At 71.5% G+C, this 20,235-nt stretch carries 23 protein-coding genes and 1 tRNA gene; 14 read left to right on the top strand and 10 right to left on the bottom strand.

Features of this window, described 5'->3' with window-relative positions; all coding sequences use genetic code 11:
• Nucleotides 1-139: 139 nt before the first annotated feature.
• The 9 genes from E5N76_RS11640 to grxD all read left to right on the top strand — a co-directional run bounded on the left by E5N76_RS11640 (nucleotide 140) and on the right by grxD (nucleotide 6,240).
• Nucleotides 140-883, top strand: coding sequence for an NRDE family protein (locus E5N76_RS11640; RefSeq protein ID WP_149537473.1), 744 nt, complete (start codon nucleotides 140-142; stop codon nucleotides 881-883).
• Between the two features lie 235 nt (nucleotides 884-1,118).
• Nucleotides 1,119-1,883 (top strand): phosphoribosylaminoimidazolesuccinocarboxamide synthase, encoded by a 765-nt coding sequence (purC, locus tag E5N76_RS11635; RefSeq protein ID WP_149537472.1) that lies wholly within the window; start codon nucleotides 1,119-1,121, stop codon nucleotides 1,881-1,883.
• Nucleotides 1,884-1,968: 85 nt separating this feature from the next.
• Entirely contained in the window at nucleotides 1,969-2,208 is a 240-nt protein-coding gene (purS, locus tag E5N76_RS11630; RefSeq protein WP_149537471.1) for a phosphoribosylformylglycinamidine synthase subunit PurS, read from the top strand.
• Nucleotides 2,209-2,237: 29 nt separating this feature from the next.
• On the top strand, nucleotides 2,238-2,471 hold the full coding sequence (locus E5N76_RS11625) for a hypothetical protein (RefSeq protein ID WP_149537470.1): 234 nt from the start codon (nucleotides 2,238-2,240) through the stop codon (nucleotides 2,469-2,471).
• Nucleotides 2,472-2,660 carry a hypothetical protein gene (locus E5N76_RS11620; protein ID WP_149537469.1) on the top strand — a complete coding sequence of 63 codons (189 nt, stop codon included), beginning with the start codon at nucleotides 2,472-2,474 and terminating at the stop codon, nucleotides 2,658-2,660. It abuts the gene before it with no gap.
• A 13-nt stretch (nucleotides 2,661-2,673) separates the two neighbouring features.
• Nucleotides 2,674-3,372: a phosphoribosylformylglycinamidine synthase subunit PurQ gene (gene purQ / locus E5N76_RS11615; protein WP_149537468.1), complete on the top strand. Its 699-nt coding sequence runs from the start codon at nucleotides 2,674-2,676 to the stop codon at nucleotides 3,370-3,372.
• A 7-nt stretch (nucleotides 3,373-3,379) separates the two neighbouring features.
• Entirely contained in the window at nucleotides 3,380-5,608 is a 2,229-nt protein-coding gene (gene purL, locus E5N76_RS11610; protein WP_149537467.1) for a phosphoribosylformylglycinamidine synthase subunit PurL, read from the top strand.
• Nucleotides 5,609-5,625: 17 nt separating this feature from the next.
• A complete protein-coding gene (locus E5N76_RS11605; protein ID WP_149537466.1) occupies nucleotides 5,626-5,859 on the top strand; it encodes a BolA family protein in 234 nt (77 codons plus the stop codon).
• Nucleotides 5,860-5,901: 42 nt separating this feature from the next.
• Nucleotides 5,902-6,240, top strand: a complete 339-nt coding sequence (gene grxD / locus E5N76_RS11600; protein WP_149537465.1) for a Grx4 family monothiol glutaredoxin — start codon at nucleotides 5,902-5,904, stop codon at nucleotides 6,238-6,240.
• A gap of 180 nt (nucleotides 6,241-6,420) precedes the next feature.
• Here the strand turns inward: grxD and E5N76_RS11595 are convergent, their stop codons facing one another.
• From E5N76_RS11595 to E5N76_RS29490, 4 genes are all read right to left on the bottom strand, one after another.
• Nucleotides 6,421-7,386 (bottom strand): Bug family tripartite tricarboxylate transporter substrate binding protein, encoded by a 966-nt coding sequence (locus E5N76_RS11595; protein WP_149537464.1) that lies wholly within the window; start codon nucleotides 7,384-7,386, stop codon nucleotides 6,421-6,423.
• 39 nt (nucleotides 7,387-7,425) lie between these two features.
• Nucleotides 7,426-8,175: an SDR family NAD(P)-dependent oxidoreductase gene (locus E5N76_RS11590; protein WP_149537463.1), complete on the bottom strand. Its 750-nt coding sequence runs from the start codon at nucleotides 8,173-8,175 to the stop codon at nucleotides 7,426-7,428.
• A gap of 370 nt (nucleotides 8,176-8,545) precedes the next feature.
• Entirely contained in the window at nucleotides 8,546-8,962 is a 417-nt protein-coding gene (gene dksA, locus E5N76_RS11585; RefSeq protein ID WP_149537462.1) for an RNA polymerase-binding protein DksA, read from the bottom strand.
• A 131-nt stretch (nucleotides 8,963-9,093) separates the two neighbouring features.
• Entirely contained in the window at nucleotides 9,094-9,513 is a 420-nt protein-coding gene (locus E5N76_RS29490; RefSeq protein ID WP_187830118.1) for a flagellar assembly protein FliX, read from the bottom strand.
• Nucleotides 9,514-9,727: 214 nt separating this feature from the next.
• Between E5N76_RS29490 and E5N76_RS11575 the strand changes: the two genes are divergently transcribed.
• Genes E5N76_RS11575 through E5N76_RS11565 form a run of 3 tightly spaced genes read left to right on the top strand, consistent with a single transcriptional unit; the run spans nucleotide 9,728 to nucleotide 11,522 of the window.
• Nucleotides 9,728-10,813: a flagellar basal body P-ring protein FlgI gene (locus E5N76_RS11575; protein WP_149537460.1), complete on the top strand. Its 1,086-nt coding sequence runs from the start codon at nucleotides 9,728-9,730 to the stop codon at nucleotides 10,811-10,813.
• Nucleotides 10,813-11,100 (top strand): rod-binding protein, encoded by a 288-nt coding sequence (locus E5N76_RS11570; RefSeq protein WP_149537459.1) that lies wholly within the window; start codon nucleotides 10,813-10,815, stop codon nucleotides 11,098-11,100. The genes E5N76_RS11575 and E5N76_RS11570 overlap by 1 nt, the downstream gene beginning before the upstream one ends.
• On the top strand, nucleotides 11,097-11,522 hold the full coding sequence (locus E5N76_RS11565; protein ID WP_149537458.1) for a hypothetical protein: 426 nt from the start codon (nucleotides 11,097-11,099) through the stop codon (nucleotides 11,520-11,522). Before E5N76_RS11570 ends, E5N76_RS11565 begins: the two co-directional genes overlap by 4 nt.
• 103 nt (nucleotides 11,523-11,625) lie before the next feature.
• Here E5N76_RS11565 and E5N76_RS11560 read toward each other — a convergent pair whose 3' ends face one another.
• Both E5N76_RS11560 and E5N76_RS11555 read right to left on the bottom strand, forming a co-directional pair.
• Entirely contained in the window at nucleotides 11,626-12,054 is a 429-nt protein-coding gene (locus E5N76_RS11560) for a phasin family protein (protein WP_149537457.1), read from the bottom strand.
• A gap of 243 nt (nucleotides 12,055-12,297) precedes the next feature.
• Nucleotides 12,298-12,371 (bottom strand) — tRNA-Gln (locus tag E5N76_RS11555).
• Between the two features lie 221 nt (nucleotides 12,372-12,592).
• On the opposite strand from E5N76_RS11555, the gene E5N76_RS11550 reads away from it, so the two are divergent.
• Nucleotides 12,593-13,657: a Ppx/GppA phosphatase family protein gene (locus E5N76_RS11550; RefSeq protein WP_408021706.1), complete on the top strand. Its 1,065-nt coding sequence runs from the start codon at nucleotides 12,593-12,595 to the stop codon at nucleotides 13,655-13,657.
• Between the two features lie 15 nt (nucleotides 13,658-13,672).
• On the top strand, nucleotides 13,673-14,344 hold the full coding sequence (locus E5N76_RS11545; protein WP_149537455.1) for an RlmE family RNA methyltransferase: 672 nt from the start codon (nucleotides 13,673-13,675) through the stop codon (nucleotides 14,342-14,344).
• 155 nt (nucleotides 14,345-14,499) lie between these two features.
• Here E5N76_RS11545 and E5N76_RS11540 read toward each other — a convergent pair whose 3' ends face one another.
• From E5N76_RS11540 to E5N76_RS11525, 4 genes are all read right to left on the bottom strand, one after another.
• Entirely contained in the window at nucleotides 14,500-17,202 is a 2,703-nt protein-coding gene (locus tag E5N76_RS11540) for a valine--tRNA ligase (RefSeq protein WP_149537664.1), read from the bottom strand.
• A gap of 160 nt (nucleotides 17,203-17,362) precedes the next feature.
• On the bottom strand, nucleotides 17,363-17,887 hold the full coding sequence (locus E5N76_RS11535) for a DUF2497 domain-containing protein (RefSeq protein ID WP_149537454.1): 525 nt from the start codon (nucleotides 17,885-17,887) through the stop codon (nucleotides 17,363-17,365).
• A gap of 107 nt (nucleotides 17,888-17,994) precedes the next feature.
• Nucleotides 17,995-19,398, bottom strand: coding sequence for a TolC family outer membrane protein (locus E5N76_RS11530; RefSeq protein WP_149537453.1), 1,404 nt, complete (start codon nucleotides 19,396-19,398; stop codon nucleotides 17,995-17,997).
• 62 nt (nucleotides 19,399-19,460) lie between these two features.
• Nucleotides 19,461-20,117, bottom strand: coding sequence for a protein-L-isoaspartate O-methyltransferase family protein (locus E5N76_RS11525; RefSeq protein ID WP_149537452.1), 657 nt, complete (start codon nucleotides 20,115-20,117; stop codon nucleotides 19,461-19,463).
• Nucleotides 20,118-20,235: the final 118 nt, after the last annotated feature.

The following is a 20,235-nucleotide window of genomic DNA, read 5'->3' as shown; positions in this document are numbered from 1 at the left end:
CGCCTCTGCCTAAGCAACGGAGGGCAGCGCGAAATCATGCCTTCGTTTCGTGCAGACCAGCCCAGCAAGCCGCGGGCGGCGTTCCGGCGGCGGCGGCGGCCCTATCGGGAGCGGTGCGGTGGCTTATAGTCGGCCCCGAATGTGTACCGTCATCCTGCTGCGCCGGCCGGGCCATGCCTGGCCGGTGCTGATCGCCGCCAACCGGGACGAGATGCTGGACCGGGCGGCGGACCCGCCCGGCCCCTGGTGGCCGGACCGCCCCGGCGTGGTGGGCGGCCGGGACCGCAGCGGCGGCGGGAGCTGGATGGCGGTGAACCGCGCCGGGGTGGTGGCCACGGTGCTGAACCGCCCGGGCAGCCTCGGCCCCGCCCCCGGCAAGCGCTCCCGCGGGGAGCTGCCGCTGCTGGCCCTGGCGGCGCCGGATGCCGCCGCCGCGGCCGCCGCCATCGCCGCCCTGCCGGCGGGGGACTGGCGCAGCTTCAACATGGTCATCGCCGACCGCGACTCGGCCTTCTTCCTGCGCGGCCTGGGCGAGGGCCGGGCGGAGGCCCTGCCCCTGCCGCCGGGGGTAAGCATGGTGACGGCGCATGACCCGAACGACCTGGCCAGCCCCCGCACCGCCCGGCATCTGCCACGCTTCCAGGCGGCCCCGCCGCCGGACCCGGTGGCCGGGGAGTGGACCGCCTGGGCCGCCCTGCTGGCCGACCGCGACACCAGCGGCGACCCCAGCCTGCCCCGCGGCGCCGCGCTGAACGTGCCGCCGCTGGGCGGGTTCGGCACCGTATCCTCCAGCCTGCTGGCCCTGGGCGCGGATGGCGCGGTGCAATGGCTGTTCGCCGCCGGCCCGCCGGACCGCGCCCCCTTCCGGCCGGTCCCGCTATAGCTTTCCTCTAACCCGCGGTTTCCAAAGATCTTTGGACCCGAGGGGCGTCCCGTGACAAGGCCGCGGGCCTCCCCCCGGCCGGGCGGGCTCGGGCGCGGCGGCACCCCTTCTCGTCCCCCGCAAGTGGCGGCAGGCGGCCACGCTTGCTATATCGCCGCCGCAGAGACGGGCCGGCCGCGCCGGGCGCCCCACAGGCGCCGCGCGGCTTCAGGGCCCAGAGAAGGATTCATTCCACATGGCGCGACGCCGTCAGCTCTATGAGGGCAAAGCCAAGATCCTGTTCGAAGGCCCGGAGCCCGGCACCCTGGTGCAGTACTTCAAGGATGACGCGCACGCCTTCAACAACCAGAAGCGGGGCACCATCACCGGCAAGGGCGTGCTGAACAACCGGATCAGCGAATACCTGATGAGCCGGCTGATGGAGATTGGCATCCCCACCCATTTCATCCGCCGGCTGAACATGCGGGAGCAGTTGATCCGGGAGGTGGAGATCATTCCGCTTTCCGTAGTGGTGCGCAACGTCGCGGCCGGCAGCCTTTCGACGCGCCTCGGCATCGCCGAGGGCACGCGGCTGCCGCGCTCCATCATCGAATACTACTACAAGAACGCGGCGCTGAACGACCCGATGGTGTGCGAGGAGCACATCACCGCCTTCGGCTGGGCCGCCACCCAGGACCTGGACGACATGGTCCAGCTTGCGCTCCGGGTGAACGACTTCCTCACCGGGCTCCTGCTCGGCGTCGGCATCACGCTGGTGGATTTCAAGCTGGAATTCGGCCGGCTCTACGAGAATGACGAGATGCGCATCGTCCTGGCCGACGAGATCAGCCCGGATAATTGCCGGCTCTGGGACGCCAAGACCGGCGAGAAGATGGACAAGGACCGCTTCCGCCGCGATCTCGGCAAGGTCGAGGAGGGCTACCAGGAAGTAGCGCGCCGCCTCGGCATCCTGCCGGAGGCCGGCGTCAGGGACATGAAGGGGCCGGAGACGCTGCAATGACCGCCTTCGGTCGCCGGGTGCCGCGGGCGGCGCCGAGCACCGGCGGCGCGAATCGGTGCGGCCTCCATGGGAGAAGGGTTGAGGCATGAAGGCGTTCGTGACGGTGATGCCGAAGGCCGGCGTGCTGGACCCGCAGGGCAAGGCGATCGGCCATGCCCTCACCGGCCTCGGCTTCGCCGGCATCGGCGAGGTGCGGGCGGGCAAGGTGATCGAGCTGGAGCTGGCCGAGACCGATCCGGTGAAGGCCAAGGCGGCGGCGGAGGAGATGGCGCGCAAGCTGCTGGCCAATACGGTGATCGAAAGCTTCTCGGTCACGGTCGGCTGAGACCGTGATGTCCTGCGGCAGGCGCGCCCATGATTAAGGCCTCGCTCCTCATCATGGCGGTGCTGACGGTGCTGATCAGCATCGGGCTGCGCTGGCGGGAGGAGCGGATGGCGGCGCTGCGGCCGGTGGCGAAGCCGCCCGGCGGCTGGGTGGCGGCGCAGAAGCGCAAGCTGAACCGCTGGCTGACGGCGGCGACGCTGGCGGTGGTGGTGACGCTCGCGGTGCTCGGCGGGCTGCACTGGCTGCGGGTGCTGCAGGGCTGAATGGACAGCCTCGCCACCCTGCTCGGCGGGTTCGGCGCGGCGGTGATGCTGGTGGTGACGCTGGCGGCGGTGCTGCTCTTCGGCTGGCGGCGGGTGTTCTTCTCGCGGCTTGGCGTGGCGGTGGATCTGGCGGGCTATCTGCTTTGCGCCCTGCTGCTGGCCGGCGTGGCGTTGTGGCTGTTGGGGTGAAGGACCAGGCGAGATGAAGGCGGCGATCATCCTCTTCCCCGGCACCAACCGGGAACGCGACATGGCGCTGGCCCTGCAGCGCGCGACCGGCCATAGGCCGCCGCTACTCTGGCACCGGGATACGGAGCTGCCCGCGGGGCTCGACCTGGTGGTGCTGCCGGGTGGCTTCTCCTATGGCGACTATCTCCGTTGCGGCGCCATGGCGGCGCAGAGCCCGATCATGCGCGCGGTGAAGGAATTCGCGGCGCGTGGCGGGCATGTGCTCGGCGTCTGCAACGGCTTCCAGATGCTGGCGGAGGCCGGCCTGCTGCCGGGGGCGCTGCTGCGCAACGCCTCCCTGCGCTTCCTCTCCATGGATTGCCACATGCGGGTGGAGCGGGCGGATACGCCCTTCACCGGGCGCTTCCAGCGCGGCCAGGTCTTCCGCGCCACCATGGCGCATGGCGACGGCAATTACTTCGCGGATGCCGCAACGCTCGACCGGCTAGAGGGCGAGGGGCTGGTGGCGCTGCGCTACGCCACGCCACAGGGCGAGGTGACGGCAGCCGCCAACCGCAATGGCAGCGCGCGCAATATCGCCGGGCTGCTTTCCCCCAATCTCCGCGTGCTCGGGTTGATGCCGCATCCGGAGAACCAGGTGGATCCGGAGATCGACGGCACGGATGGCTTGCCGCTCTTCGAGAGCCTGGCCGAGAGCTTCGCCGCGGCCTGAGGAACGCATGACCCAGCCCCCCGCCCCCCTCCCCCCGGAACGCGCCGCCCAGCTCGCCGCCGAATTCGGCCTGAAGCCGGATGAGTATGAGCGGGTGCTGGCCATCCTCGGCCGCGCCCCCTCGCTGACCGAGCTCGGCGTCTTCAGCGTCATGTGGTCGGAGCATTGCTCCTACAAATCCAGCCGGGTCTGGCTGCGCGGCCTGCCGACCAAGGCGCCCTGGGTGATCCATGGCCCGGGGGAGAATGCCGGCGTCATCGATATCGGCGACGGGCTGGCCGCCATCTTCAAGATGGAGAGCCACAACCACCCGAGCTTCATCGAGCCCTATCAGGGCGCGGCGACGGGGGTGGGCGGCATCCTGCGGGATGTCTTCACCATGGGCGCCCGGCCCATCGCCAACCTCAACGCGCTGCGCTTCGGCCTGCCGGAGGCGCCACGGATGAAGCGCGTCATCGACGGCGTCGTGCGCGGCATCGGCGGCTACGGCAATTGCGTCGGCGTCCCGACCGTGGGCGGCGAGGTGAATTTCCATCCCGCCTACAACGGCAACCCACTGGTCAATGCGATGACCGTCGGCATTGCGCCGAAGGACCGCATTTTTCTCAGCGCGGCGGCCGGCATCGGCAACCCGGTCGTCTACGTGGGCTCCAAGACCGGTCGCGACGGCATCCATGGTGCCACCATGGCCAGCGCCGAATTCTCCGCGGATTCCGAGGAGAAGCGGCCGACCGTCCAGATCGGCGACCCCTTCGTCGAGAAGCTGCTGATCGAGGCCTGCCTGGAGCTGATGGCCACCGACGCCATCGTCGCCATCCAGGACATGGGTGCAGCCGGCCTGACCAGCTCCTCGGTGGAGATGGCCGGCAAGGGCGACGTCGGGATCGAGCTGGTGCTGGACGATGTCCCGCAGCGCGAGGCGGGCATGTCCGCCTATGAGATGATGCTCTCCGAAAGCCAGGAGCGCATGCTGATGATCCTGAAGCCCGGCCGCGAGGCCGAGGCGGCGGCGATCTTCCACAAATGGGAGCTGGATTTCGCCGTCATCGGCCACCTGACGGACACCGGCCGCATCGTCATCCGGCACCGCGGCCAGGTGGAGGCGGATATCCCCCTTGCCCCGCTGGAATCCGAGGCACCGCTCTACCGGCGCCCGACGGCCGAGACGCCGAAGCTGCCGGTGCTGGATGCCGCCAGCATCCCCGACCCGGTTGGGCCGGAGGCGGCCCTCGGCAAGCTCGTCGGCAGCCTAGACCTTTGCTCCCGCCGCTGGATCTGGGACCAGTATGACAGCATGGTCGGCGGCCAGACCGCCCGCCGCCCCGGCGCCGCCGATGCCGCGGTGGTCCGGGTGGAGGAGAGCCTGGAGAAGGGCGGCGCCCGGGCGCTCGCCATGACCACGGATTGCACCCCGCGCTACTGCGCCGCGGACCCGGAGGAAGGCGGCAAGCAGGCGGTGGCGGAGGCGTGGCGGAACCTGACCGCGGTCGGCGCCCGCCCGCTCGCCATCACCGACAACATGAATTTCGGCAACCCGGAAAAGCCCGAGATCATGGGGCAGTTCGCCGCCGCCATCCGCGGCATGGCGGCCGCCTGCACCGCGCTCGACTTCCCGGTCGTGAGCGGCAATGTCTCCCTCTACAACGAGACCGAGGGGCGGGCGATCCTGCCCACCCCCGCCATCGGCGGCGTCGGCGTGCTGGAGAAGGTGGGCCAGGCGGTCGGGCTGTCCCTCGCGCCGGGGCTCGACCTGGTGGTGATCGGGGAAACGAAGGGCTGGCTCGGCCAGTCCCTCTGGCTGCGGGAGATCGCGGGGCGGGAGGATGGCGCGCCGCCGCCGGTGGACCTCGCGGCCGAGCGCCGCAACGGCGATTTCGTCCGCGCCCGCATCCTGACCGGGGAGGTACGGGCCTGCCACGACCTTTCGGATGGCGGGCTGCTGGTTGGGTTGGCGGAAATGGCCATGGCCGGGGGGTGCGGCGCCAGCCTTGCCCCCGCCCTGGCCGGCATCCCCGCCCACGCCTTCTGGTTCGGCGAGGACCAGGGCCGCTATGTCCTGGCGGTGGCGGATGCGGCGGCGCTGCTGGCGGCCGCCGCGGCTGCGGGCGTCCCGGCGATGAAGCTCGGCCGCAGCGGCGGGGAGGCCTTGGCTCTGGCCGAGGGCCCCTCCATATCCGTGGCAAGCCTCAGGGTGGCGCATGAGGCCACCCTGCCGGCGCTGATGGCCGAGAGCTGAAGGGGGAGCGGACCGCGATGGCGATGCAGCCGGGAGAGATCGAGGCGCTGATCAAGGCGGCGCTGCCCGACGCGCAGGTCACCATCGAGGATCTGGCCGGCGATGGCGACCATTACGCCGCCACCGTGATTTCCGAGGCCTTCCGCGGCAAGAGCCGGGTGCAGCAGCACCAGATCGTTTATGCCGCGTTGCGCGGGCGCATGGGCGGGGAGCTGCACGCCCTTGCGTTGCAGACTTCCGCCCCGACATAGTCCTGTCATGGCGCCGGTGCCGGCGCGAGAAAGGAACGGCAGATGACCAACCCGGTCTTCGAGCGGATCGAGAGCGAGATCAAGGCCCAGCCCGTGGTGCTCTTCATGAAGGGCACGCCGGTCTTCCCGCAATGCGGCTTTTCCGCCCGCGTGGTGCAGATCCTCAGCCACCTGGGGGTGCCCTTCAAGGGCATCAACGTGCTGGAGGACATGGAAATCCGCGAGGGGATCAAGGCCTACACCAACTGGCCGACCATCCCGCAGCTGTATGTCGATGGCGAGTTCGTCGGCGGCTGCGACATCATCATGGAAATGTTCCAGGCGGGCGAGTTGCAGAGCCTGCTGAAGGAAAAAGGCGTGCCGGTTTCCGCGGAGGCTTGAGTTGAGGGGGACTTTGTCCCCCTCAAACTCCCCCTACCAAAGGCCGAAGGGCCTTTGGAAACCTTGAGTTTGGGCCCGTCGGTCGAAGCGCAAAACTCAAGGGTTCAAAGGGCCCTCCGGCCCTTTGCGGGATCGGACGCACTGCGTCCGATGCGAGAGAGGGGGCAGAGCCCTCCTCGACTATTCCAGCCTGAGCCCGGCAGCCTGCACCAGTTCCCGCCACTGCGTCCCGTCCATGGCGATCGCCTCCCGCATCGCCGCCGGCGAGGCGCAGACCGGCACCGTCCCCAGCCTTTCCAGCGCCGCCCGGAAGCCGGCATCCCCGCAGGCCGTGTTCAGGGTGCCCGCCAGCTTCTCCAGCACCGGCGCCGGCGTCCCGGCCGGGGCGACGATGCCGTTCCAGGTCTCCGCGACGAAGCCCGGCACCCCCGCTTCGGCGATGGTCGGCACCTCGGGCAGCGCCGCCATCCGCGCCCGCCCCGCCACGCCCAGCACCCGGATCGCCCCACCTCCCGCATGGGGGATGATGTCCGAGGGGTTGCCGAAATAGGCCGCCACATCGCCCGCCAGCAGCGCCTGCATCGCCGGCGCCCCGCCGCGATAGGGCACATGCACGGCGCGCAGCCCGGTCCGGTGCAGCAGCAGCGCCATGGCCAGGTGGTTGGAGGAACCGTTGCCGCCGGAGGAATAGCTCAGCCCCTCCGGCGCTGCCCGCAGCTTCGCCAGGAATTCTGTCAGGGTGGTCACCCCCAGCTTCGCCGAGACCGCCAGCACCTGCGGATTGGCGCCGAGGATGGAAACGGGCGCGAAATCCCGCGCCGCATCATAGGAAACCCGCGTCAGCGCCGGCAGCATCACCATCTGGGAGGCGCTGGCGGTGAGCAGCGTGTAGCCGTCGGCGGGGCTGCGCAGCGCCGCCTCCACCGCGATCACGCCATTGCCGCCGGTGCGGTTCTCCACCACCACGTTCTGGCCCAGCCTGGCGCCCAGCCATTCGGCCCCCAGCCGGCCGATGCTGTCCGTCACCCCGCCCGGGGCGAAGGGCACCAGCAGGCGCAGCGGCCGTTCCGGCCAGTTTTGGGCCTCGGCCGGGGCGACAAGGGCCAGGCCCAGCAGGGCCATGGCGCAAAGGCGCAGTGTTCTCATGCGGGTCCCGGCTCCGTCCTGCGCCGGGGGGCCGGCGCTTCAGTGAAAGACGCTGCCGCCATCCACGGTATAGGCGGCGCCGGTAACATAACTCGCTTCGTCGCTGGCGAGGAACAATACCACCCGCGCCACCTCCTCCGCCTGGCCGAAGCGGCCCAGGGCGTAGCGCGCCAGGAACACCGCCTCCGCCGCGGCGCGGTCCGGCGCGGCCTCGAGCGCCTCCGTCACCATCGGCGTCAGGATGGCGCCGGGGCAGACGGCGTTCACGCGGATGCCCTCCTTCGCCAGGTCCAAGGCCAGGGTGCGGGTGAACATCACCAGCGCGCCCTTGGAGGAACCATAGGCGGTGTAATTCGGCCGCGGCATCAGCCCGGCGGCGGAAGCCAGGTTCACCACCGCGGCCGGCCGCCCGGCAGCCCGGAGATGCGGCAAGGCGGCGCGGCAGACATGGAACGGCCCGTCCAGGTTCACCGCCATCACCTGGCGCCAGAGCTCCGGCGTCGTGTCCTCGAAATGCGCCCAGCGGCTGATGCCGGCGGCATTCACCACCAGATCCAGGCCGGAGAGCAGCCCGGCGGCGCCATCCACTGCCGCCGCCACCGTGGCGGGATCGGCGACATCCAGGGTGAAGCCGGCGCAGCCCAGCTCGGCGGTGGCGGCGGCCAGCGCCGCCTCATTCCGGTCCAGCAGCGCCACCTGTGCGCCTTCCGCCAGGAACAGCCGCGCCGAGGCCAGGCCGATGCCCGAGGCCCCGCCGGTGATGATCGCCCGCCTGTCCTGAAGACGCATGGCACCCCCTCCCCTGCTTCCGGGAGAAGGCTAATCGCGGAACGCCCGTAGTGGAACCGGACCGCCCGTTGCCCTGGCGCAGCTTTGCCGCGACAGGCTGTGCTAGACCTCGCTCGACAAGCGCCCTCGGGGGCGCCCCATGGCGTCGCGCCAGCGATGCCGTAGGGCCAGCGACATCATGGGGATAGACCCCCGCGGAGCCGCGCGGCAGCTTCGTGGGGAACAGGCGAGAGGCCGGCCCTGCCTGCGGAATGTGGAAACCGGACCGCTCGCTGCCCTGGCGCGGCTTTGCCGCGACAGGCTGTGCGAGGTATCGCTCATCGAGCGCCCTCGGGGCCCCCAAGAAGCCGCGCAGCGGCTTACTGGGGGTCTAATCGTCCCGGTGCACCTTCTCCATCCGCTCATGGCGCTCCTGCGCCTCGATGGAGAGGGTGGCGATCGGCCGGGCCTCGAGGCGGCGCAGGCCGATCGGCTCGCCGGTCTCCTCGCAATAGCCGTAGGTGCCGTTGTCGATCCGCTCCAGCGCCTGGTCGATCTTGGAGATCAGCTTGCGGGCGCGGTCGCGGGTGCGGAGTTCCAGCGCCCGGTCGGTCTCGACGCTGGCGCGGTCGGTGAGATCGGCCTCAGTGATGCCGCCGGCGGACAGGCTGGCCAGGGTATCCCCGGCCTCCCGCAGCAGCTCCTGACGCCAGCGCAGCAGCTTCTGGCGGAAATACGCCTGCTGCTGGGGGTTCATGAACTCTTCGTCGTCGCTTGGCTTATAGTCCGGCGGCAGCGTGATGAGCATGGTCTGGACGGCCCCAAGCCCCTGGAGGCAGGGCCCGTCGCGCCGACCCCCGAGGCGGGCGGACCATACAGGCGCCAGCCCCTTTCCGCCAAGGGGTTGCGTCCTCGCAAATTCCTGATACTCCGCGTTTTTCACGAGTCGTTCAGGCTATCTTCCCAGCCCCGCCGGGCCAGCTCGATGCGGCTGCGCAGCAGGATGCCCTCCAGCGCCTCCTGCAACGCCGGGTCTTCCGCCGCGTCCCCTTGCTGCAGCGCTGCCAGGCGGCGGAGCCGTTCCGGGTCCGGGCGGCCGTCCAGCAGCTCCCGCTGCAGCCCGTTCAGCTCCTCCAGCAGGGAGGTCGCCCGGCGCCGCGCCGCGGCATCCCGCCGGCGCTCCGCCCCCTGCTCCTGCAAGGCCAGCAGGCCGAGCGGCGCGGCGGCGGCAGCCGCCTCGGCGCGGGCGCTGGCCGCCGCCCCGCCGGCCGGCACCGCGAAGCCGCTGGCGCCCGCCCGCCCGGGCCCGCGCTTGCCGCTGACCGGCCCCGGCCCGCCCACCCCGCCCACACCGCGCATTTCCTGCCTCCTGCACCCGGCCCGCCCGGCAATCCGGTCCTGCCCCGGGCAATCCTTGCCGCCTGAACCCCGGCGAAACCCTGGCACGGGGGTTGCCACCTGCCCCCGCAGAGCAGGGGCGGCCAGGGTGGCCGTCCCTGAAATCCACAGGACGGAGAGCAGCGTGGCCAAAATTGCTTTCGCAAGGGCGAAAATCGCCTTGGCGGCGGCGGCCATGACGGCGCTGCTCTCCACGCTTGCCCTCCCCGCACCTGCCCAGGCCCAGCCGGTGCGGATCAAGGACATCGCGGATGTCGAGGGCGTCCGGGACAACCAGCTCGTCGGCTACGGCCTGGTGGTCGGGTTGAACGGCACGGGGGACCGGCTCCGCACCTCCATCTTCACCCGCCAGACCCTGATCGGCATGCTGGAACGCCTCGGCATCAACACCAGGGACAACGAGACCCGGCTGGACACCCGGAACGTCGCGGCGGTGATGGTGACGGCCAACCTGCCCGCCTTCGCCCGGCCGGGCAGCCGCATCGACGTCGCCGTCTCCGCCCTGGGCGATGCCACCAACCTCCAGGGCGGCACCCTGGTCGTCACCCCGCTGCTGGGTGCGGATGGGGAGGTCTATGCCGTCTCCCAGGGGGCGGTCGCGACCGGCGCCATCGCCGCCCGCGGGGCCGGGGCCAGCGTGCAGCGCGGTGTGCCGACCGCGGCGCGCATCGCCAACGGCGCCATCGTGGAGCGGGAAGTGCCTTTCTCCCTCGCCGGCCGCAACACGCTGCGCCTGGCGCTGCGCAATCCGGACCTGACCACGGCCCGCCGCATCGCCGTCGCCATCAACCGCGCCGCCCCGGGGGCGGCGACGGCGCAGGACCCGCGGACGGTGACGCTGAACCTCGTCGGCCGCGACGCCATGGGCTTCCTCGCCGGCATCGAGCAGCTCCGGGTGGAACCGGACCAGATCGCCCGGGTGGTCATCGAGGAATCCTCCGGCACCATCGTCATGGGCAGCAATGTGCGGGTTTCCACCGTAGCGATCGCCCAGGGGAACCTGACCATCCGGGTGACCGAGACGCCGCAGGTGAGCCAGCCCAACCCGCTGGCCAATGGCGAGACGGTGGTAGTGCCGCGCACCAATATCGAGGTGGACGACCAGGCCGACCGCCGCGTCGGCGTGCTCGCCGGCGGCATTTCCCTGCAGGATCTGGTGCGGGGGCTGAACTCCCTCGGCGTCGGTCCGCGCGATCTGATCAGCATCCTGCAGGCCATCAAGGCCGCCGGCGCGCTGCAGGCCGACCTGGAGTTGCGCTGATGCCGGGCCTGACCCCCGCCCAGCTTGCCGCCATCCCCCCCCGGCTGCGCGAGGCGGCCCGGGCCTTCGAGGCCCAGGCCTTCGCGGCCCTGTTGAAACCGGCCTTCGCGACCGCCGACCAGAGCCGCGGCTTCTTCGGTGGCGGGGCGGCGGAGGCAAGCTGGCAGCCCATGCTGGTGGACGCCATCGCCGAGCGGGCGGTGCGCGGCGGCCAGGGGCTCGGCCTGGGCGACGCCATCCTGCGGGAAATGCTGCGGCGCCAGGGCATGGAGATCCCCCCACGATGAAGGAGAGGCCGGAGATGATGATGCTGGATGCCCTGCTGCTCGCCGGCCAGCGCCTGGCGGAGGCGCTGCGGGCGGAGAACGAGGCGCTGGTCTCGCTGGACATGCCGCGCGCGGCGGGGCTGGCCTCGGCCAAATTGCAGGCCTCGGACGCCTTCGCCGCGGCCTATGCGGCAGCGACGAAGACCGGCAGCCGGGCGGATGGGAAGATGCGGCAATCGGCGGAGGAGATGGCCAGCCGGCTGCAGCGCCTGGGCGAGGAAAACCGCGCCCTGCTGGAACGCGCCATCGCCATCCAGGCGAAGGTGATCGAAACCATCGCGACGGCGGCGCTGCCGAAGAATACGGCGCCGGGCTACAGCGCGCTGGGGCGGCCGGGGGCGGCGCGGCAGCCGCCGCCGCTGGCGATGGCGACGAAGGCTTGAGGGGGACTTTGTCCCCCTCAAACTCCCCCTACCAAAGGCCGAAAGGCCTTTGGAAACCTTGAGTCTGGCAGCGGGGCCGACGCACCCGGCAGCGGGCTTGGGATCAGCCCTGCTTGGCCATGAGTTGCTTCACTTCGTCCATCGCCTCGGTGAAGCGCTTGTTCAGCAGGGCGAGCGCTTCGGCGTTCGACTTCTGGATGAGATCGGCCACCTCGCGCATGTTGGCGACGGCCTTCTCATAGGTGGCCTTCAGCAGCTCCGCCTGGCGGGCGGCCTTGGCCTGGGGCGTTTCCTGGGCGGTCAACCCGCTCATCGCCTCGGTCATGTCGGCCATGGCGGATTGCAGGATTTCCATATGCCGCCGCGCCACCGCCTGGGCGCCCTCCAGCGCCACCCGGTTGGCGGCGGAAAGGGCTTCCAGATTGCGCCGCTGCGCGGCTGCAAGGGTGTCGAGATCCGGCATCCTGGGCAGGCGGAATTCCGCCAGCATGCGCGTGAGGTCCTGATCGGGCCGGAAGCCGTTGTCTGCCATCTCTCTCCCCTCCGCCCATGCTGCGGGTCGTGCCTCACCATATCAGGGGCGGAGCGGGCTGGGCAGCGGGCGGAGTGTTACGGTCCGGGGGCGGCACGAGCAGGGAGCGCCGCCCTGAAGCGGCCGGCGATCTCTGCGCAGGCGCCGGCCCCGCTTCCGGATGGGCGCAGCGCCACGCGCGCACGGCACCGCGCTACCGGGCAGGGTTCCTTCCCTGCGATGTCGGAAAGGTTCTACGCGGCATGGCTGGGGGACCTGGATTCGAACCAAGACTGCCCGAGTCAGAGTCGGGAGTTCTACCGTTAAACTATCCCCCACCGGGACCGCCCGGGGACCGCCGCAGGGCCTTCCGGCCGGCGCGGAGCGGGGTGCTACCACTTCATTCGGGGCTCCGCAACTGCCCGAAGGATGAAAGCGCTTGCCCGGGGCACTACATCACCGGATCATGGAGGGAGGCGGCCTGACCGCACCCGCAACCCTTGGCCCAACCATGCCCGATGACGCCATTCCCATCGGTCTCCCGGCAGCGGGGGGCCCCGTGCATCCCGCCCCGGCGACGGCGCGGGAATGCCTGCCCCAGGCCCCGGCGCTGCTGCGCCATGGGGGCGCGCCGGCCTATGCCGCGCTCGATCTCGGCACCAATAACTGCCGGCTGCTGGTCGGCGCCCCTTGCGGCAACGGCTTCCGGGTGCTGGACAGTTTCAGCCGCATCGTCCGGCTGGGTGAGGGCCTGGCCACCACCGGCCAGCTTGCCGAAGCCGCCATGGACCGCGCCCTGGGCGCCTTGGCCGCCTGCGCGGAGAAGCTGCACCGCCGCCCGGTGCGCGCCCTGCAGGCGGTGGCGACGGAAGCCTGCCGCCGCGCCGGCAACGGCCCCGCCTTCCTCGCCCGCGTCGAGGCCGCCACCGGCCTCCGCCCCCGCATCATCTCCGCCCGGGAAGAGGCGGAGCTGGCGATGGAAAGCTGCACCCCGCTGCTGGAAGAAGGCGACCGCCGCGCCCTGCTCTTCGACATCGGCGGCGGCAGCACGGAAATCGCCTGGATCCGCGTCCGCGCCGGCCATGGCCCTTCCAGCGCGGAGCTGATCGGCTACATCTCCCTCCCCCTCGGCGTCGTCACCCTGGCGGAGCGCGCCGGCTCCTCCTGCTTCACCGAAAGCGGCTTCTCCGCGGTGGTGGAAGAGGTGGCAGCGCAGCTCGAGGCCTTCGACCGTGTCCATTGCATCGGGCAGGAGATCCGCGCCGGCGGCGTCCGTCTCATCGGCACCAGCGGCACCGTCACCACCCTGGCCGGCGTCGCCCTCGCCCTGCCCCGCTACCGCCGCCCCCTGGTGGATGGCTGCCGGCTGGACCGCGCGGTGGCGGACCAGGCGCTGGGCGACCTCTTCGCCCTCGGCCGCGCCGGCCTCGCTGCCCACCCCTGCGTCGGGCCGGAACGGGTGGAATTCGTCCTGCCCGGCTGCGCCATCTATGCCGCCATCCGCCAGCTCTGGCCGGTGCCGGTGCTGACCGTCGCCGACCGGGGCCTGCGCGAGGGCATGCTGATGCGTATGATCCGCGCCGACCGGGCGGGCCGCCAGGCCGGGTATCGCCGCGGCTGCTGAAGGAATCCCGTTCGCATGCCTTCGCCACCGCCCGGCGGGCGCGGCCTGACCACGCGGCTGCGCACCGCCAAGGGCCGCACCACCGCCAGCCAGAAATGGCTGGAGCGCCAGCTCAACGACCCCTATGTGCGCGCCGCCCAGGCGCAAGGCTTCCGCAGCCGCGCCGCCTTCAAGCTGATCGAGCTGGATGAGCGCTTCCACCTGCTGAAGAAGGGGCAGCGGGTGGTCGATCTCGGCGCCGCGCCGGGGGGCTGGACCCAGGTGGCGGTGCAGCGCGGCGCCGGCCGCGTGGTGGCGCTGGATTTGCTGCACATGGACCCGATCGCCGGCGCCACCCTGCTGCAGGGGGATTTCGAGGACCCGGCGGCGGAGGCGGCGGTGCTCGCGGCGCTGGACGGGCCGGCCGACCTCGTCCTCTCGGACATGGCGCCGAACACCACGGGGCATAACGCGACAGACCATCTGCGCATCATCGGCCTGGTGGAGCTGGCGCTGGATTTCACGCTGAAGGTGCTGGCGCCGGGCGGCGGCTTCGTCGCCAAGGTGTTCCAGGGCGGCACGGAGAAGGCGCTGCTGGAAACCCTGAAGCGCCGCTTCGCCACGGTGCGCCATGCCAAGCCGCCGGCCAGCCGGAAGGACAGCGCGGAGCTCTACGTGGTGGCGACCGGCTTCAGGCCGGGTGATTGAAGGCGGCGCGTTGCCGCCGCGCCGCCAGCCCGGAGCGCGATGCGTTCGCCTTCGCTCGCGCCTGACGCTCCGGCGCCTTGTTGGATCGCGTGCTTCCCGTTCGGCGAACCCGCCTCAGGCGATCACGCTCCGAACTCGCCCGCCGGCCCCCTGGCTCAGCCGGCGATCCGCGCCAGCGCTGCGTCCAGCCGGGCGATCTCGGCCTCGGCCGCCGCCAGGCGCTCGCGATTCTCCTCCACCACCTCCTCCGGCGCGCGGGCGACGAAATCGGCATTGCCGAGCTTGGCAGCGATCTTCCTCGTCTCGCCCTCCGCCGAGCCGCGCGCCTTCAGCAGCCGGGCACGCTCGGCGCCGAGGTCGATGACGCCGGCAAGCGGCAGCATCACCGTCGCCTCGCCCACCACCACCTGCGCCACGCCCTTCGGCGCCTCGCCGGAAAGCGGCGTGATCTCCGTCACCCGACCCAGCCGGCGGATCGCCTCGATCCAGCGCGCCGCGCGCGCCAGGCTCTCCGGCGCCGCATCCTTCACCAGCAGGGGCGTGGTGACGGAGGGCGGCACATTCACCTCGGCCCGTGCGGCCCGCACCTCGGTGACCAGCGCCACCACCCAGTCCAGCTCGGCCCGCGCCGCCTCGGCCTCCCGCACCGCCACCGCCTGCGGCCAGGGGGCGCGGATCAGGCTGCATTCCGGGCCGTAGCCGAAGCGGTCCCACAGCTCCTCGGTCACGAAGGGCATCACCGGATGCAGCAGCCGCAGGATCACCCCCAGCACATGCTGCGCCGCGCCCTTGATCTCCGCCTTCTCCGCGCCTTCCGACCCGTTCAGCACCGGCTTGGCGAATTCGATGAACCAGTCGCAGAACCCGCCCCAGACAAAGCGGTAGCAGGCGGCGGCATATTCGTCGAAGCGATAGGCTTCCAGCGCCGCATCCGCCTCCGCCACCGCGCGGTTCGCCGCATCCAGCACCCAGCGGGCGAGCGGCGTCTCGGCCTGCGCCGGGTCCCAGGCCGCCTCCGGCGCGATGCCGTTCATCTCCAGGAAGCGCGCCGCATTCCACAGCTTGGTGGCGAAGCTGCGATGATCCTCCACGCGCTTGCGGCCGAGCTTCACGTCGCGCCCCGGCCCGGTCAGGGCGCAGATGGTGAAGCGCAGCGCATCCGCGCCATAGGCGTCGATCAGCTCCAGGGGGTCCATGACGTTCCCCTTGGACTTCGACATCTTCTGGCCCTTCTCGTCGCGGACCAGGCCGTGGATGTAGATGTCGCGGAACGGTACCTCGCCGCCCATGAAGTGCTGCCCCATCATCATCATCCGGGCGACCCAGAAGAAGATGATGTCGAAGCCTGTCACCAGCACGTCGCCGGGGTAGTAGCGGGCGACTTCCTTGGTCCGCTCCGGCCAGCCCAGCGTGGAGAAGGGCCAGAGGGCGGAGCTGAACCAGGTATCCAGCACATCCGGGTCGCGCTCCAGCGGCACATCCTGGCCGAAGTGCTTGCGCGCCGCTTCCTGTGCCTCGGCCTCGGTCTTCTCGACGAAGATCGTGCCTTCCGGCCCGTACCAGGCGGGGATCTGGTGCCCCCACCAGAGCTGGCGGGAGACGCACCAGGGCTGGATGTCGCGCATCCAGGCGAAGAAGGTGTTCTCCCACTGCTTCGGCACGAAGCGCATGCGGCCGGTCTCGACCGCCTCCACGCAGGGTTTTGCGAGTGTCCCGGCATCGCAATACCACTGCCAGGTCAGGCGGGGCTCGATCGGCACGCCGCCGCGGTCGCCATGCGGCACCTGATGGGTGTGGGGCTCGATCGTCTCGATCAGCCCCAGCTCCTCCAGCTTCGCCACGATCGCCTTGCGCGCCGCGAAGCGGTCCTTGCCGTCCAGCCCCTGGACGAAAGCCGGGTCCGCCACGCCCTCCACCGCGCGCAGCTCGGCCGCGATCTCGGCCAGCATCACCCGCGCCTCGGCATCCAGCACGCTCGGCATGGGCAGGCCATGGCGGCGGCCCACCTCGAAATCGTTGAAATCATGCGCGGGGGTGATCTTCACCGCGCCGCTGCCCTTCTCCGGGTCGGAATACTCATCCGCCACCACCGGGATGCTGCGCCCGACCAGCGGCAGGACCAGCTTCTTGCCGATGAGGTCGGCGAAGCGCGCATCCGCAGGATGCACGGCCACCGCGGTATCGCCCAGCATGGTCTCCGGCCGCGTCGTCGCCACCACCAGGAAACGGCCCGGCTCGCCTTCGACCGGGTAGCGGAGGTGCCAGAGGCTGCCCTTCACCTCGCGGCTCTCCACCTCCAGGTCGGAGATGGCGGTCAGCAGCTTCGGGTCCCAATTCACCAGGCGCCGGTCGCGGTAGATCAGCCCCTGCTTGTGCAGGGTGACGAAGACCTCCCGCACCGCGGCGGAAAGCCCCTCATCCATGGTGAAGCGCTCGCGCGGCCAGTCCAGGCTGGCCCCCAGCCGGCGAAGCTGCTTCGTGATGGTCCCGCCGCTCTCCGCCTTCCATTGCCAGACGCGCTCGAGAAAGGCCTCGCGGCCCATGCTGCGGCGGTCCTGGTTGCCCTCGGCGGCCAGCAGCCTCTCCACCACCATCTGGGTGGCGATGCCGGCATGGTCCGTGCCGGGCTGCCACAGCGCATCCCGCCCCTGCATCCGCCGCCAGCGGATCAGCGTGTCCTGGATGGTGAAGGTCAGGGCATGGCCCATATGCAGGCTGCCAGTGACGTTCGGCGGCGGAATCATGATGGTGAAGGGCTGCGCCGCCGAATTCGGATCCGCAGCGAAGGCGCCCGAACGCTCCCACCCCTCATAGAGGCGGGTCTCGAAGCTGCTCGGGGTCAGGGTCTTGTCCAGCATGGCGGAGAGGTCCATCGCCGCCCCGCCCGCGTCAAGGGGTCTCGCCGCCCGGCCGGCGCCCAGGGGCGCACCGGCAGCCCTCCTTCAGCGCCAGGGAGGCCAGCGCCCATCCGCGCCCTGCCGCGGCGCCGAAGCCAGGCGCGGGCGGGGCGGGGAAGCTTCAGCCGCCGATGGCCCGCCCCACCACCCGCTCGATCTCCGCCCGCACCAGCCGCTCCACCAGCGGCGGCAGATGGGTGTCCAGCCATGCCTTCAACAGGGGGCGCAATTCCTCCCGCACCACATCCTCGATGGAGGGGCCGCCGCGAAAGACCGGGGCGGCGCGCTCCTGCGCCACCGCCCGCAGCAAGCCGCTCACGGAGGCGACGGCGGCGGCGGCGGCGGCCGGGGCGAGCAGGGTCCCGGGGTCCTCGGCCGGCGGCGGGGCCACCGGCTGGACGGGGGGCGGCGGCTCCACCGGCTCCGGCGGCAGGGCCGTGACCGGTGACGGGGGGGGCGGCGCCCCCGGCGGGGGCGCGGGTGCCGGGGGCGGCTCCACCAGCATCGCCTCGGTCAGGGCCAGGGCCTCCGGCTCCTCCTCGGCAGGCTGCGCCGAGGCGGCCGGCTTCACCCCGGCCGGCTCCGTGCCCTGGCCGGGTTCCTCCTCATTCAGAATGCGGCGGATGGAGGCGAGGATGTCCTCCATGCTGGGGTCGCCCTGCAGTGACCCTTGGACCGGCCCCTGGGTGGGGCCCTGGGTCGGCCCTTGGGGCGGCTGGGCGCCGCCGGGCGGCGATGCGGCGCCCCCGGACATCAGCGGCGTTCCGCGACGCTGCTGTAGTCGCCGATGCCCAGCCAGCGGTTGCGCACCGCATTGTAATAGGCCTGGGCGTCGTAAGGCTCCACCGCCAGGCCGAGATCGAGGGCGGTCAGCCGGCCGATCGCCGCCGCCAGGACGTAGGATTGCGAGACCACCGTCGCCAGCGCCTGCACCAGGCTGGTGCGGGCGCTCAGCAGCTCCTGCTCGGCATTCAGCACGTCGAGGGTGGTGCGGCTGCCGACGATCGCCTCGCGCTGCACGCCGTCCAGCGCGATCTCGGCGGCGCGGATCTGCGCCCGCACCGCATCGACCTGGGCCCTCGAGCTCTGGAGCTGCTCGAAGGCCTGGGTGGCGGCCTGCACCGCGGTGCGGCGCTGGTCATCCACCACCTGGCGGGCCTGCTGCGCCGACTGCCGGGCCTGGCGCACCGCCGCATGCTCCGCGCCGCCCTGATAGATGGGCACGGTCAGGTTGGCGGTGACCTGGCTGTAGGTGGAACGGGTCTGGTCCACCGTGCTGGCTACGGTGTTGTCGTTCCGCTGCGCCGTGCCCTGCACGCTGATCTGCGGCAGGAGCTGGGAGATCTGGATGTCGATATTGTCGCGCGCCCCCGCCTCATCGAACAGCGCGGCGACCACGGTGGGGTTGTTGGTGGCGGCCGCCTGGGCGGCGTCCTGCGCCGTGCTCACCGGCTGGCGCAGCGGCTGCGGTGCGGTCAGGCGCTGCGGCATGGCGCCGACCAGGCGCTGGAAGGTGGCGCGGCTGATCTGCAGATTGCCTTCCGCCTGGGAGCGGGAGGAGCGGGCGCCGGCCAGGCGGCTTTCCGCCTGGGCCACGTCGGTGCGGGTGATCTCGCCCACCCGGAAGCGCTCATTCGTCGCCCGGAGCTGCTCGGACAGCACCTGCTCGTTGTTGATGTTGAGCCGCAGCAGCTCCTGGTCCCGGATCACGCCGACATAGGCGGTGACGGTGTCCTGCATCACCTGCTGCTCGGTGGCCAGCAGCCGGGCGCGCTGGGCGAGCACCTGGTTCTCCGCCCGGCGGGTGGAGGAGACGGTGCGGCCGCCGCGGAAGACCGGCTGGGTGATGGTGATGCCGTTGGAGTAGATGCCCCGCTCGAAATGGCTGTGGGCGATGTCGGCATTGTTGCGAGAACGGAAATGAATATCGGCGGCACCGGCCGAGCTGTTGATGGTGACGGTCGGGCGCCAGCCGGCCAGGGCCTGCGGCACATTCTCATCCACCGCCCGCAGATTGGCGCGCGCCGCGAGCAGAGAGGGGTTGTTGGCATAGGCCAGGGCCAGGGCTTCGGCGAGGGTCTGCGCGCGGGCCGTCTGGGCGACGGCAACCGGCGCGAGCAACGCGGCCAGGACCAGGGCGGGGCGGGAAAAAGTCATCTTGTCCCTATCCTTGCATCGCAGCCTTGCCGCCAGGTGAAGACGCCGGGCGGCAGGCGCGGTCAGAACACGAAGCTGGGAGCGGGCTGGAACTCCGGCAAGGCGGGGGCGGCACAATCGAAGGCCGGCACCAGGCTGACCGTGCCGCCGATGCGCCGGCCGAGCACCGCCCGGCCCTGCCGCCGCCCCTCCCCCAGCACTGCCGCCAGGCGGCCGCCCTCGGCGAGCTGGTCGGCGAGCGCGGCGGGTATTTCCGGCACCTCGCCCTCGATGAGGATGAGATCATAGGGCGCGCCGGCCGGGTGGCCGGCGGTGGGGCTGCCGGCTTCCAGCCGCACCATGCCGGCGGGCAGGGTCGCCGCCCAGGCGGCGCGGGCCAGGCCGGCCAGCCCCGAATCGGCCTCCATCGCCACCACCCGTACCCCGGCATGGCCGAGGCAGGCGGCGCCATAGCCGGTGCCGGTGCAAAGGACGAGGCCGCGATCCCCCGGCCGCGGTTCCAGCAATTGCAGCAGCCGGGCGATGGCCATGGGCTTCAGCAAGGCCCGGCCGCCGGGCAGCGGCACATCCTCATCGGCATAGGCGCGGCTTTGCAGCGGCGGCGGCAGGAAGGCCTCCCGCGGCAGCGTCCGCATCGCCTCCAACACGCGCGGGTCAGTCACCCGGCTCGGGCGCAACTGCCCATCCACCATGCGGCGTCGCGCATCGGCGTAGTCCATGCGGCAGGAACCTCCTTGGCCAGCGCCCGCCGGGGCCGCCAGGCCCCGATCGCTGGCGCGACATAAAGAGGGCCGCCGCACCCGGATTGCACCGCCGGGGTGCAATTCGGGCAGGCGG

This window comes from Siccirubricoccus phaeus (assembly GCF_008360935.1).
Lineage (GTDB): Bacteria > Pseudomonadota > Alphaproteobacteria > Acetobacterales > Acetobacteraceae > Siccirubricoccus > Siccirubricoccus phaeus.
Note: the sequence above shows the minus strand (reverse complement) of the source record. Positions and strands in the feature narration are given on the sequence as shown.

Excerpts from the sequence above, each read along its gene's own strand:
- E5N76_RS11640 (WP_149537473.1), top strand. The coding sequence starts at position 140 with ATGTGTACCGTCATCCTGCTGCGCCGGCCGGGCCATGCCTGGCCGGTG.
- purC (WP_149537472.1), top strand. The coding sequence starts at position 1,119 with ATGGCGCGACGCCGTCAGCTCTATGAGGGCAAAGCCAAGATCCTGTTC.
- purS (WP_149537471.1), top strand. The coding sequence starts at position 1,969 with ATGAAGGCGTTCGTGACGGTGATGCCGAAGGCCGGCGTGCTGGACCCG.
- E5N76_RS11625 (WP_149537470.1), top strand. The coding sequence starts at position 2,238 with ATGATTAAGGCCTCGCTCCTCATCATGGCGGTGCTGACGGTGCTGATC.
- E5N76_RS11620 (WP_149537469.1), top strand. The coding sequence starts at position 2,472 with ATGGACAGCCTCGCCACCCTGCTCGGCGGGTTCGGCGCGGCGGTGATG.
- purQ (WP_149537468.1), top strand. The coding sequence starts at position 2,674 with ATGAAGGCGGCGATCATCCTCTTCCCCGGCACCAACCGGGAACGCGAC.
- purL (WP_149537467.1), top strand. The coding sequence starts at position 3,380 with ATGACCCAGCCCCCCGCCCCCCTCCCCCCGGAACGCGCCGCCCAGCTC.
- E5N76_RS11605 (WP_149537466.1), top strand. The coding sequence starts at position 5,626 with ATGGCGATGCAGCCGGGAGAGATCGAGGCGCTGATCAAGGCGGCGCTG.
- grxD (WP_149537465.1), top strand. The coding sequence starts at position 5,902 with ATGACCAACCCGGTCTTCGAGCGGATCGAGAGCGAGATCAAGGCCCAG.
- E5N76_RS11595 (WP_149537464.1), bottom strand. The coding sequence starts at position 7,386 with ATGAGAACACTGCGCCTTTGCGCCATGGCCCTGCTGGGCCTGGCCCTT.
- E5N76_RS11590 (WP_149537463.1), bottom strand. The coding sequence starts at position 8,175 with ATGCGTCTTCAGGACAGGCGGGCGATCATCACCGGCGGGGCCTCGGGC.
- dksA (WP_149537462.1), bottom strand. The coding sequence starts at position 8,962 with ATGCTCATCACGCTGCCGCCGGACTATAAGCCAAGCGACGACGAAGAG.
- E5N76_RS29490 (WP_187830118.1), bottom strand. The coding sequence starts at position 9,513 with ATGCGCGGTGTGGGCGGGGTGGGCGGGCCGGGGCCGGTCAGCGGCAAG.
- E5N76_RS11575 (WP_149537460.1), top strand. The coding sequence starts at position 9,728 with ATGACGGCGCTGCTCTCCACGCTTGCCCTCCCCGCACCTGCCCAGGCC.
- E5N76_RS11570 (WP_149537459.1), top strand. The coding sequence starts at position 10,813 with ATGCCGGGCCTGACCCCCGCCCAGCTTGCCGCCATCCCCCCCCGGCTG.
- E5N76_RS11565 (WP_149537458.1), top strand. The coding sequence starts at position 11,097 with ATGAAGGAGAGGCCGGAGATGATGATGCTGGATGCCCTGCTGCTCGCC.
- E5N76_RS11560 (WP_149537457.1), bottom strand. The coding sequence starts at position 12,054 with ATGGCAGACAACGGCTTCCGGCCCGATCAGGACCTCACGCGCATGCTG.
- E5N76_RS11545 (WP_149537455.1), top strand. The coding sequence starts at position 13,673 with ATGCCTTCGCCACCGCCCGGCGGGCGCGGCCTGACCACGCGGCTGCGC.
- E5N76_RS11540 (WP_149537664.1), bottom strand. The coding sequence starts at position 17,202 with ATGCTGGACAAGACCCTGACCCCGAGCAGCTTCGAGACCCGCCTCTAT.
- E5N76_RS11535 (WP_149537454.1), bottom strand. The coding sequence starts at position 17,887 with ATGGAGGACATCCTCGCCTCCATCCGCCGCATTCTGAATGAGGAGGAA.
- E5N76_RS11530 (WP_149537453.1), bottom strand. The coding sequence starts at position 19,398 with ATGACTTTTTCCCGCCCCGCCCTGGTCCTGGCCGCGTTGCTCGCGCCG.
- E5N76_RS11525 (WP_149537452.1), bottom strand. The coding sequence starts at position 20,117 with ATGGACTACGCCGATGCGCGACGCCGCATGGTGGATGGGCAGTTGCGC.